The following is an 11,851-nucleotide window of genomic DNA, read 5'->3' as shown; positions in this document are numbered from 1 at the left end:
GCTATCGCCCTCCAGCTCCTGAATCCATCATTCCACTGGAGCTGAAACCGGCGATGAACTAACATTCAAACTGGACCACTTGTTGGGGGCAGGTCACAGCCGATGCGTGATCATGATTTGAGGTTAAAAAAATATAGTCTTCATGCAGCTCCGTTGTCCCCATGATATTGGTGTAATCCCACTCTGGCACCCAGAATTTTTCCCCTTCAGCACTGAACAAGGGAAACAGAGTTTCTCGTGGCTGGTCAATTCTGAATGTTTCTGTATATGATACTGAAGTCACGGATTACGCCCTTCTGAAGAGTAGAAAGAGAATTATCAGGCACTATGACTTGATTGTCCGCTTCTGGACCAAAAGCAGATATTGAAGTCGAATTTCCGAGAATGTGAATCAAATAAATACCCTGATACGTGAGGATGAAAATGCCCGCTTCGGGTTTTGAGCTTGACTCCAACCCGGGAATGAGTGAGATTTAGTTAAATAAGGTACTTTTCCGTAACCGGGAGAGGCAAGAAATCAAGTGCGAACAATCAGGTTAATGTCCAACATTCAAAAAAGCCCACAAAGAACTCGACCAATGGCTCAATTGGCGGGACTGATTGTACTTCTGACACTGTTACCGGCCACTGTTTTTGCAGCACTGAACCCTGCAGACCTGCTACGGGCCAAACCCGTGTACACAAAGTTCAAGATAACTTCCAACAACCAGGCAGGGGAATTCCAGCGCCATAAAGGAGAGCTTCGCCAGCCCGACCCTTACGGTGAAGGCGAGTTACTGACAAGATTCGAACTCTACACGGTACCAACCAGCAAGCCTGCACCATTGGTACTGGTGTTGGCCCCATACCGCGGCCAAACCTTCGTTGATAGAGGCTACGCGGAGGCACTGGCTCAGGCGGGGATGCATGCCGCTATTGTCGCGGTACCCAAAGAGGCTTACCAGCAGGAACAAGGGATCGACTACATCAATCGATTTTTCCTGAGACACACCATTAACACTCGCACCCTGGCATATGCTCTTCAATATGACCGGAACAGTCCGATCAAGGTCAGTCGTATCGGCCTGATTGGAACAAGCCTTGGCGGCATCCGCGGAAGCATCCTGTTTGGCATAGATTCACGCTTCGAGGCTGCCGTTCTGATTATACCCGGAGGTGACCTGCCCAACCTGATTGCCAACACTGTACTCGCGCCCATCTCACGCTGGCGCAGGCGCCTTCTTGGCATAATGGAGGGTCATACCCCCTCGGAGGAGAAAAGAGAAATCGATCTTGAGGAGGTTACGGCTTTCGAACAACGCCTGCGCCCACACGTACAGATTGAACCACTGGATTTCGTGCGCCCTGACAGCAACGATCGCCTCCTGTGGGTACGCAGTAAAAACGACAATTTCGTTCCGCGCAGAAACCAGGACCGGCTGTTCAACGCCTACGCCGCCGCTGACCGGAAGCCTCCAGCTGAAATCGACGGTTTACCTCTGGGCCACTATGCAACAGTTCTGGCAGCCTACCTGAGAGGCAAGGAACGGATTACGGACTTCCTGACGACCAGGCTGTGCTCATCGCAAGGTTGTCGCACCGATAGATGACGCAAAAAGTTAGAATCTATCGCTTAAATATTTTGTCGACATATAGTCATTTAACGTGCGTCACGCCACAAACCCAAACTACCTCATAGCGTGTCAGAATTCTCAGGTAGATGCGTGCATCATTTTCCCGATTTGTTCTTTTCGTTAAAGTTGAACCATCCATGCCCGCGATTAATGACCCGCTTCCAAAGCAAGAAAGTGGCATAGGCAGCTATAACAGGTGACACGAACACCAATGGCATTGAAGTGTAAGCCGCTATCCAGAGTGCGCCTGCTAACAGCAGAAATGGATACGGTTCATATAATAAAAAAGGGATTTTCCACCGGCGTTGGGACACTTGCTTACTATTCTGACTATCTTTTCTGCGGGCATTTGAACGCATCAACCAGATTAGAGAACCTGCCAAATACAACACTATCGCAAACAGATGTGTTAGACCGGGCTGTGTTGCCAGGGTAATGCCTATACCACCCCAAATACAGATATAGGGTATCAGTTCGTTATAAAATCGGGGTAGCACTGCAATCTCCTGTTTTATCTTCCTATAGCGATTTCATCGCCTAATTTATAATAAATACCCTTCAGCATAAAGCACTCAATAACTAGATGCATTGTACACCTGTCAGATCTGTTGCTCGTTCTCAAAATCAACTGGTTCAAATCAATTGTTCGTGTATTGTCGGAAACAGATTCAATGGCAAATGAGGTATTGTCCACACCTAAAGATATTCTCACAGCAGACATTCACAATGTTTAATGATTATTTGGCAAAAAAAAAGCCCCAGTAAAAAAGGGGCTTAAGAAGTATGCAATTTCTTTTCAGGAGAGAAATGCACTAAATCTTAAATCTTCACATATGTCCATCCAGAGCTGAGCCTGTTTACAACGTGATCTATCGCAGTTTCCCCGGCATGAGTGCGGTCAATCAATTCAACTTCTTCCCCTTTTTCAGTCAGTCGGCTGATGGTGTTCGCACAAGCCAGGAACATCAGATTGTCATATTTATCCATCATTTGGCTTACCCGGTTTGCAACCGCTGACTTATCTACACGAAGTAAATTAAGACCTGCTGCGTTAGCAACCACATCTACTTGAATTTCATCATCTGCATAAGTCGTCAGAATGGTCTCGACACGATCAAGCAAGTCATTGGCTGCCTCCTGTTCGTCCACATCGATGTGCAACACGGTATTGTTACGCTCAAGGCCTTTGACGGGAAGGCTGATCCCGCTTGTAAGTGGTGTGTGTATATTCGGAGCACTGAAATTCGCATGCATGCCCCAGCCGACAAGAAATCCCAGGGGAAGCAGCAAGACCATCAGTGCAAGGCTTCGTCCGCTATTCGCCCACATTGATCTTGTGACGGGGCGGTGCAGAGGGGACTCAACCTCATCGTATGCATCACGCAATGCCTGGTCAATCGAGCGGTATTCTCGGACTTTCTCGATGAACGCAGGGTCTTCATCCAAGTGAAGTTCCAGCCTGCGCCTCTCTTCCTTGCTTAATTCACCATCGATGAAGCGATTCAGCTCATCTTCAGTCCAGTATAATTCCTTGTTCATTTCACCCTCCTCAGGTAGGAACGCGATTCAGTGACAGGCTCACTGGCACTGCTCAGCTGATCAGAGAGAGATCTACGCGCCCTGGATAGGCGGCTCATAACGGTTCCGATAGGAATATCCAGAATTTCTGCAACTTCCCGGTAACTGAATTCTTCCAGCACCACGAGCGTAAGCACCTGGCGCTGATTGTCAGGCAAGAATCCTATGAGCACCAACACCCGTGCAGAAAGCTCTCCTGAGATATTTTGTTGTTCAGGACAGCAAGTGGATACCAAATCGTCGTCATTTAACTCTACATGCTCTCGCCGCATCCTGAGATGCTCTCGCCAACAGTTATTCAGCACTGAATAGAGCCAGCTATCGAGGCGAGAAGGATCTTTTAACTGATGGCACTTGTTGATTGCCCTCTCGATAGCCTCTTGAACCAGGTCATCGGCAAGATGCCGGTCCCGGCACCAGGCGTAGGCCACCCTAAAAAGCCGTCCGCGCCGCTCTGCAATACGGTGTTTGAGCGCTCGTGCAGCGCACAACTTGTCAATGATAACCATTGTGATTTTTCCTCCTCTCTCTAAGAGAGATGCAGAAGTCGCCGGATTATTCCCAATTATTGTCATTTTTTTGGAATAAAACTGTGCCGAGTGCATCTGCCTTAGTACGGGAATCGATAATTCGACACTCCACAGACCTGAATCTACACCTTATATCAGCCCTGTGAAAGACGATTGGACCAAAAGAAGTGCCAATGTCGTCCCGTTATTGGGCTTATTCCCAATACGTGTATTGAGTTTAACCAACAAAGAAATAGAGGAAGAACAGATGAAACTATTAACAACTCTGCTAATGGCAGTCGCGGTGCTATTCGCCACGAATGTGCAGGCTGATTACGGCAAACAGAAGGTTGTCTACCATATCAATTACGACAATCCCAAGGCACAGGCCGGTGCGCTGCGTAACATCCAGAACCACATCAACGCAGTTGGTGCTGAAAATCTGGATGCAAAAGTTGTCATGCATGGCAACGGGCTTTCACTGCTTCTTGAGCCAGATGAACTTGCAAGCGTACCGAAGATGAAGCATGCCAACGCAACACCTGAGATTCAGGCAAAAATAGCCGGCCTGAAAGACCAGAATGTCTCTTTTAGCATCTGTGCAAATACGCTGAAGGGAAAAAAGATCTCACTTGATCAGCTCTATGATGCAGATGAAAGTGCAATTGTTCCTAGCGGCGTTGCCGAGCTGGCACACCTTCAGGCACAGGGATATACCTATATTAAACCCTGATCGGATTGAGTCCCAGGGAAAATAGGCGGCTTTTATGCCGCCTTTTGTAATACCAAGAGGTTTCTGGTTTTCTTGGGACAGGTCGGGCGCAGAATATAGATGCAAAGTATGGTTTTATGCCTACAACAGAAGATAAGCGCAAGCTGAAGAGCTTTTATTTAAAAAATCATTGGATGGAGAACGAATATGAAGTCTGTAATCAGCAACATTTCACTTTCACTGCTTCTGCTAATGGGAGTGGCCTTTTCTGCCCAGGCAGAGGAGCCACAATGTTTAATGGTCCATGTCCCTCAGGATGATCCGAAAGCATTTAAGCAGGCAATCAACATAGCCAACAATATTCCCAAACAGCTGGGAGCTGATGCTGTTCGCGTTGAAATCATTGCCCAGGGTCCGGGATTGAAACTCCTGTCCGAGGGAAGCCCGGAGACAAAACGCATCCAGAGCCTGGCAGTGTCAAGCGAGCAAACAATGGGAGGAGGCACAAAGTTCAGCGCTTGCGCAGCAACAATCAAGGGAATCACGAAAAAAACCGGTACAGCACCAGTAATTCTTGAGGGTGTCGATATCGTTGAACCAGGGGCAGTTGCTCGTATATTGGAGCTGTCGAAAGAGGGCTGTACTTATATCCGTATCTAAATAAAAAAGAGAATAAAAAAACCGGGCATTTGCCCGGTTTTTTTGGATTGATGTCCGCTTAGCTCGGAACTAGTCAATCAATCGCACTTTCCAACAAACTCCTTGCGCTTGCCGGTAAAGGAGATTTCATTCGTGTACGCATTATACTGCCCCCTTATTCCAGTCGATTTTCCAATAAAATCCTTGAAGTAAAGGAACTCTTCGCTTTTTGTGATTGTATAACGCTCAGTCATATCGCCAGAAATAGACACGCTACCCCCCATATCGCCACTCCATAACACAAGTGGACTGAATAGCTCGATCCTGGCGACAACCCGGGCTTCGGGTTTAACGACACGCCCATCTTCAAGAACATCACCGCTGCATTCCAAGTAGACGTCATCTGCCAGTATGCTATTGACAACATCACAACCTGAAAGATAGAGCGTTGAGAGAATGCAGCATGTGAATAAAGCCAAACGCAGTCTGTTTTTCATCAAAGCACCTCTTCATCTCCAATGCTGAATACACTATGAATAATAGTATATTTATGTGCCTGAAGAACTACCATTTCCTGTCAACCCGGAAACAGTTTGCTACCGAATCGAGCAGTTGATATCACTACCAGAAGCGGTCACCCATCGTGCTAAAACTCAGACACCATCTCGTATGGCCAGTCTCGGAGACCATGCTCAAGCACCAGTACATTGAACCCATGCTGCTTTAAAATCATCGCCGCAACAGCGCTGCTCTTTCCGGAGAGGCAACTGGCTATATATTGTGTATCCGGCTCAAGCTCATCCAGACGATTACGGAGTTCAGGTAATGGAATCAACTGTACACCTGGCACATGTGATTCCTCGTACTCTTCCTGGTAACGAACATCGAGCATTTTGCAGCCCTGAGACAGGAGTTGATGCGCTTTATCAATATCGACCTCTTCAATCGTTTGCTGCGTGATCAACTCCTGGAAATCCTCCCTGTTTAAACGCAGCAGGTTTCCGTTGCTGGTCATTTTAACCGACGCGTTTCTAGCACCTCCAGTAACCAGGGCTTCTTCACCGAAGTGATCACCTGTTTCCAGTTTTGCGACTAACTTCTGCTCGTTATCATAGAGACCTTGCTGCCAAACTTCGGCCGTTCCCTTGCGAATAATATAAAAGAAATCTCCCGTGTCTCCCTGGTTCATCACGGCTTCGCCGCTTTTGACATCAACGCTTTCCATTCGGCGGATCGCCTTGACAATATTTCCAAGCGGCAAGCGATAAAATACTTTTGGATTTTTCAGGATGGCCAGGACCTGTTCTACATCCTCGTTCTCACCAGTCAGCGTATCCCGCATCACTTCCCAAGAGAGCAGGAAGTCCATCCTGTCCTTATGCTCCATGGAAACAGCATCATCAGATGCGCATGATCTCAGGTGTTCGAATGTTTTCTCTCCACCAGATAGCAGGTTCGCCTGAAAGCCCAGGTTACGCAACAAACGAACAGCATTGTATGCGCGCGAACCAACTGCACATGAGACATGAATCTCACTATCTTTTGGCAATTCATCCTGTCGGTCACGAATATCGTTCAAAGGGATGTGTACTGCAATTGGCAATGCGTGAGCAGCAACTTCGTTGGCATCGCGCACATCAAGGACAACGGCTCCGCCACTACCCATTTTATTCCAGTGAGTAATAGACAAGTCACCACGCATTTCATTGGCAGCAATCATGCCGATGACATTGACAGGATCCTTTGCCGCTCCGTATTGCGGCGCATAACAGAGCTCTGACTCTTCAAGATCAAACACTGTTGCGTGCATCTGGATTGCCATCGATATGACATCAATACGTCGTTCCACTCCGGCCTCTCCCACAGCCTGTGCCCCAAGAACACGCCCGTCGGATTTATCATAAATCAGTTTGAACTGGATCGGAGCGGCACCAGGATAGTAACCGACATGGTTGGTTGGATGAGCGTATACAACGCTGTATTCGATTCGGACCTGCTCTTTGAGTGATTTCTCATTGAGACCTGTCATGGCTGCAGTCTGATTAAAAAGACCACAAACCGCTGTACCTTGAACACCCCGGAAAAATCGTCCACGACCTGCAAGCATGTCAGCAACGATACGACCCTGGCGATTTGCCGGACCCGCCAGTGCTAAAGCTGTCTTGCTGCCAGAGACAATATTTTTCACCTCGATACAGTCACCAATTGCATATATATGCGAATCACTGGTGCGCAGATTCTTGTCAACAATGATGTGACCACGTGGACCAAGTGTAAGACCAGCGCTTTTGGCCAGTTCATTTTCCGGCATGACGCCAATCGCAAGTATTACGAGTTCAGCCTGAAAAGATTTCCCGCTTTCGGTCTTGACCGTGGTTAACTCCCCCGCTCGTTCAAACCCGTTAACACTTTCACCTAGATAAACGGCAACACCATGTTGATGTAGTGCTGTGCGCAGGGGGACAGTCATTTCCGGATCGAGAGGTGGAAGAATTTGTGGGTTACGCTCTACCAGGGTTGTATGAATTCCGAGCTCAACCAGGTTCTCGACCATTTCGATACCGATGAATCCACCGCCTATAATAACGGCACGTTTCACATTTCGGTCATGAATCCATTGCTTGATTTGATTACTGTCGGGTACGCTGCGTAACGAAAATATGCCATCGACATCTATACCGGGAAGAGGCGGACGTACAGGTCTCGCGCCCGGTGCTAGTACCAGTTCGTCGTATTCTTCCGAATAGCTCTCCCCGCTTTCCAGGTTACGGACCGTAACAGTTTTACTGTCAGGATCAACATCGGTTACCTCGGAATTGATACGCGCATCTATTCTGAATCGCTCTTTGAACAGCTCGACATTTGCCAGAAAGAGATCCTCTTCATTTTTGATAACGTCGCCTATGTAATAAGGCAGGCCACAGTTGGCAAAAGAGACGTAGGGTCCACGCTCGAGGAGGAGAATATCAACTTCTTCGTTATGACGGCGAAGACGTGTTGCACAAGATGCACCACCAGCAACACCTCCGATGATAATAACTTTTTTCATTATTTTTATATTCCGATGTTGTTAAATTTGTGGAAATATCCAACCTTGAAGTGTACTAAGACTCACAATTTCTTCAATCCCTTTTTTTTTCCAAGGTTTAATGGGGCTTTTGGTTTTTGGGAGGGAGAAAAACTGTAGAAGGTTGGAAACCGGTTTGATCTATCCGGTTCTTTATCAGCGGGTTTGGATGTCCACTGCAGATCGGAAGCGCTCGTTGAATACTCTCCTAACGGCGCAATTTCAGATCGGGCATGTTTACCGTTGCGATAACATGAAGAACAATACCACTACCGATAAAGAAGACAACACTGGCCATGAGACTGGCGATCACAGGAGGGTTGACTTCTCCGTCAAGATAGAACGCGGCTATGCCGCAGATAACAGCAGCCAAATAACAGACCACAGCTATAACCATGCAGATTTTTTGAGAGGTGCGGCGCTGATTCAAAATTGGACCTGGTTTGATGCTGCTCCTGTTCAGTCAGGAGGAAGCAATGTTAGCGGATAAAACAGTATACTCAGATTCCCACCATGCAGCAAAACAACAGCTTTTAAGCTTGATTCAAATGAGAGTTATTCACAAATACCCGCATTCGGTCAATGGCGAACATTGGTACAAGATAGGTTATAGTTATCACTCCTTAAGTCTGTAAAAGAATAAACAACCAAATTGGGATCTAACCACGAGATCAATCAAAGAAGGTAAATCAACAATGAAACTGACGAAACCCTTTACCCGCACCCCGCTCTACTGGCTCATCCTCTCACTACTCTGCAGTCTCTTTATCCTCCCCTCCTCTGCTAGTGCCGATGATGATGTCGCCAAGGTCGTTTACCATGCCGACTTTTCCGATCCACGCCGCTTCAGCGCCATGTTGACCAGCATTAACAACATGGTCACCCATTACCAGAACGAACTCGTTGAGTACGATGTCAGGATTGTCTTTGTTGCGCATGGAATTCGTTTCGTGACAGGAGACAAGCTGGAGGGTACCCCATTTGCTGAAGATGCTGAACTGGCCGAACGTCGCGACAACCTGAGGGGGCGCCTTGAGTCACTGCAATCGGTTCAGGAAGTGAAGCTCGAACTGTGTGACATCACGCGTTCACAAATCAACCTGGATGCTGAAAAGCTTTATGAAGGGGTTGATTCAGTACCATCTGGCGTGGTTCAGATCGCAGAACTGCAGAATGAAGGTTTTGCATATATCAAGATAGAGTGATCACTTATCAGCCATGTATTTTGTGTAGGAGCTACTCCTCTCAACTGTATGCAGGCTGAGTGCAAACCTCTGATCAAGAGTGCGATTGCCTCATGATCAGAGGGTGTTGGCCTTGGAAGAGCATTGGTAAATAACGAGTAAAACAGTTCATTTCAAAGAGGCTTCTTGTGGATTTATTTGAGAAACCAAGTCTAAAATTCGTTCTTTTCCTGGCCTTCTCCATAATGTCTGTCATTCCTGTCTTACTACTCGGATGGTGGGTCGTCGATTCTGCTCGAGAGAGTGAATACAAGGCAGTAGAAGAAAAGCATCTTCTGGTTGCGAAAAATATTACATTAGCCCTTTCCAGGTATGCGCAGGATACAGCATCAATTCTTGAGCATTATTCAACCATGCCACTGGATGAGCTCGATGAGAGTAACAATCGATTACTTCGCTCACAAAATATTACCAGCATAAGAGTTTTCAATAACAACGTGGAACAACTTATCAGTATAGCTACTGAAAATGGTTCCGAGCCCCCTCCCCTTACAGCGGCACAATTAGAAGCAGTAATTGCCAATGCTGAAACTGATCGCACTCTTTTCTTACCCGTTCAAACTAACAGTAATGGACAACCCACAATAATAATTACTCCTATCGTTCTGGATAACAGTATTCTCATAGCAGAAATGGAAACCGGGTATATTTCTCAATTGCAGGCCCAGGTTAAATTTGGAAAGCTCGGACATGCTGCTATTGTGGATCAAACCGGAAATGTTTTAGCCCACCCTATGCCGGAATGGGAATTACAGGTCAAAAACATCTCTAAAGTCTCGGCTGTCAAACGCATGATGAATAGAGAAATTGGTGTAGAGGAGTTTTATTCGCCAGCGAAAAAAGCTGACATGATTTCCGGCTTTTCATTTGTTCAGGAAACAGGATGGGGAGTGATGGTCCCTCAGCCTGTTTCAGAGCTTGAAGAGAACATAGCATTTATTAAGCTGGCTACCCTGGGCGTAGGAGTTCTTGGCATAGCGCTTGCCATGCTGATTAGCTGGTTTCTGGCAAAAAAAATGGCTCGTCCATCCCAGGAATTGGCTGAACTGGCAAATCACTTTGAAGTAAATGAGATGCAGCCTGCGCCAGAGCCTGTCAGATCATACACGCGTGAACAATATGAGTTGAGCCTGTCATTCCATAATATGACTCATGCTTTGCAGGACAAAAACAGTGAATTATTGTATCAATCACAACATGACCCATTAACAGGCCTGGCTAATCGCAATCTTCTCAAAAAATATTTACAAGAGAAGATCAATAAACAAGAGTCATTTATTTTTGCATTGCTCGACTTGAATGACTTTAAGGATGTAAATGATCACTGGAGTCATGCTCATGGAGACGAGCTTCTGCAGCATGTTGCCAATCGTCTTATTGATGCCATGTCTAAAAAGGGACTGGTGTCACGAATAGGTGGTGATGAGTTTGCAATTGTTTTCAATGCAGATGTCACCAAAGAAAAAGCAGAATCGCTTGTGGAACTCCTCAGGGGAAGACTCAAACAAAGTTACCAGGTGATACAAGACACCTTGAGTATTGACTGCTGTTGTGGACTCTCTTGTTATCCGCAAGATGCAAAAAACAGGTCTGATTTAATGAAGTGTGCAGACCTGGCCATGTATGCCGCCAAGAAGGAAAACAATACGACTTTTCAGTGGTATCAACCTCAAATGCGTGCTGACCTTAATGAGCGCGTGGAACTGACTCATATCCTCGGAGAGGCAATCAAGAAGAACGAATTTATCATTCACTACCAACCTATAATTGATGTAAACAACTACTCGATTCAGGGGTTTGAAGCTTTAGTTCGCTGGCAACACCTGACAAAAGGAGTTATCCCACCTGGACAGTTTATTCCTTTAGCGGAAAACTCAGGTCAAATTATACCCTTGGGCGAATTAATTCTGGATTCTGTCTGCAAAGATATTTCATTATGGAATCAACAAGTGGGTACAAGTGTTCCCATTGCTGTCAACCTGTCTGTCAGGCAGTTTGATGATCCGGACCTGGCGAAAAAAATCGAAGAAACAATCAGTCGCTACAAGATAGTACCAGGCAATGTTGAATTCGAGATCACGGAATCTCTGTTTGCTGAAAACTCATTCCAGATTCAGGACTTGCTCAACAAGATAATTGATATTGGCTGTAAGTTTTCGATCGATGACTTTGGAACAAATCAGTCTTCACTATCCAGGCTAAAGAACTTTGAGTTTCACAGAATTAAAATTGACAAGTCATTTATAACTGAATTGAACAGCAACGAAAAAGCAGAAAGAATTCTTGCGAGTATTGTGAATATTGGTAAAACACTGAAAATGTCAGTAATAATAGAGGGCGTTGAAACGCAGGACCAGCTACACGTAGTCCAGGCCTTGGGATGTAACTATATTCAAGGATTTTTATTTAGCCCAGGTGTCAATTTCGAGGCTGCAACCCGGTTGCTCAAAAATAAGACAATCAATCCTGGCGATATGAAAGGCTAACAG

The 11,851-nt window shown here is 46.3% G+C and carries 10 protein-coding genes; 6 read left to right on the top strand and 4 right to left on the bottom strand.

Annotated elements, in window-relative coordinates:
- The first annotated feature begins 578 nt into the window (after nucleotides 1-578).
- Nucleotides 579-1,589 carry a dienelactone hydrolase family protein gene (locus tag BOW06_RS06325; protein WP_078454526.1) on the top strand — a complete coding sequence of 337 codons (1,011 nt, stop codon included), beginning with the start codon at nucleotides 579-581 and terminating at the stop codon, nucleotides 1,587-1,589.
- A gap of 843 nt (nucleotides 1,590-2,432) precedes the next feature.
- On the opposite strand, the gene BOW06_RS06315 is transcribed toward BOW06_RS06325, so the two are convergent.
- Nucleotides 2,433-3,152 (bottom strand): zf-HC2 domain-containing protein, encoded by a 720-nt coding sequence (locus BOW06_RS06315; protein WP_043115286.1) that lies wholly within the window; start codon nucleotides 3,150-3,152, stop codon nucleotides 2,433-2,435.
- Nucleotides 3,149-3,700: an RNA polymerase sigma factor gene (locus BOW06_RS06310; RefSeq protein WP_043116523.1), complete on the bottom strand. Its 552-nt coding sequence runs from the start codon at nucleotides 3,698-3,700 to the stop codon at nucleotides 3,149-3,151. Before BOW06_RS06310 ends, BOW06_RS06315 begins: the two co-directional genes overlap by 4 nt.
- Nucleotides 3,701-3,968: 268 nt before the next feature.
- Here BOW06_RS06310 and BOW06_RS06305 point away from each other — a divergent pair, with 268 nt between their 5' ends.
- A complete protein-coding gene (locus BOW06_RS06305; RefSeq protein ID WP_043115284.1) occupies nucleotides 3,969-4,433 on the top strand; it encodes a DsrE family protein in 465 nt (154 codons plus the stop codon).
- A gap of 186 nt (nucleotides 4,434-4,619) precedes the next feature.
- On the top strand, nucleotides 4,620-5,072 hold the full coding sequence (locus tag BOW06_RS06300; protein ID WP_078452773.1) for a DsrE family protein: 453 nt from the start codon (nucleotides 4,620-4,622) through the stop codon (nucleotides 5,070-5,072).
- 77 nt (nucleotides 5,073-5,149) lie between these two features.
- Here the strand turns inward: BOW06_RS06300 and BOW06_RS06295 are convergent, their stop codons facing one another.
- Complete coding sequence (locus BOW06_RS06295; RefSeq protein ID WP_043115282.1) at nucleotides 5,150-5,548, bottom strand: hypothetical protein; 399 nt, start codon at nucleotides 5,546-5,548, stop codon at nucleotides 5,150-5,152.
- Nucleotides 5,549-5,697: 149 nt separating this feature from the next.
- Complete coding sequence (locus BOW06_RS06290; RefSeq protein ID WP_078454525.1) at nucleotides 5,698-8,100, bottom strand: FAD-dependent oxidoreductase; 2,403 nt, start codon at nucleotides 8,098-8,100, stop codon at nucleotides 5,698-5,700.
- A gap of 154 nt (nucleotides 8,101-8,254) precedes the next feature.
- Here BOW06_RS06290 and BOW06_RS06285 point away from each other — a divergent pair, with 154 nt between their 5' ends.
- From BOW06_RS06285 to BOW06_RS06275, 3 genes are all read left to right on the top strand, one after another.
- Complete coding sequence (locus BOW06_RS06285) at nucleotides 8,255-8,608, top strand: hypothetical protein (protein ID WP_143555771.1); 354 nt, start codon at nucleotides 8,255-8,257, stop codon at nucleotides 8,606-8,608.
- Nucleotides 8,609-8,792: 184 nt separating this feature from the next.
- Complete coding sequence (locus tag BOW06_RS06280; protein WP_370605903.1) at nucleotides 8,793-9,323, top strand: DsrE family protein; 531 nt, start codon at nucleotides 8,793-8,795, stop codon at nucleotides 9,321-9,323.
- A gap of 167 nt (nucleotides 9,324-9,490) precedes the next feature.
- Nucleotides 9,491-11,848, top strand: a complete 2,358-nt coding sequence (locus tag BOW06_RS06275; RefSeq protein WP_078454524.1) for a bifunctional diguanylate cyclase/phosphodiesterase — start codon at nucleotides 9,491-9,493, stop codon at nucleotides 11,846-11,848.
- The last annotated feature ends 3 nt before the right edge of the window (nucleotides 11,849-11,851 follow it).

It is taken from the genome of Solemya velum gill symbiont, assembly GCF_002020255.1.
Lineage (GTDB): Bacteria > Pseudomonadota > Gammaproteobacteria > Chromatiales > Chromatiaceae.
The sequence above is the reverse complement of the archived record's forward strand: the minus strand, read 5'-3'. Positions and strand labels throughout refer to the sequence as shown.

Excerpts from the sequence above, each read along its gene's own strand:
- BOW06_RS06325 (WP_078454526.1), top strand. The coding sequence starts at position 579 with ATGGCTCAATTGGCGGGACTGATTGTACTTCTGACACTGTTACCGGCC.
- BOW06_RS06315 (WP_043115286.1), bottom strand. The coding sequence starts at position 3,152 with ATGAACAAGGAATTATACTGGACTGAAGATGAGCTGAATCGCTTCATC.
- BOW06_RS06310 (WP_043116523.1), bottom strand. The coding sequence starts at position 3,700 with ATGGTTATCATTGACAAGTTGTGCGCTGCACGAGCGCTCAAACACCGT.
- BOW06_RS06305 (WP_043115284.1), top strand. The coding sequence starts at position 3,969 with ATGAAACTATTAACAACTCTGCTAATGGCAGTCGCGGTGCTATTCGCC.
- BOW06_RS06300 (WP_078452773.1), top strand. The coding sequence starts at position 4,620 with ATGAAGTCTGTAATCAGCAACATTTCACTTTCACTGCTTCTGCTAATG.
- BOW06_RS06295 (WP_043115282.1), bottom strand. The coding sequence starts at position 5,548 with ATGAAAAACAGACTGCGTTTGGCTTTATTCACATGCTGCATTCTCTCA.
- BOW06_RS06290 (WP_078454525.1), bottom strand. The coding sequence starts at position 8,100 with ATGAAAAAAGTTATTATCATCGGAGGTGTTGCTGGTGGTGCATCTTGT.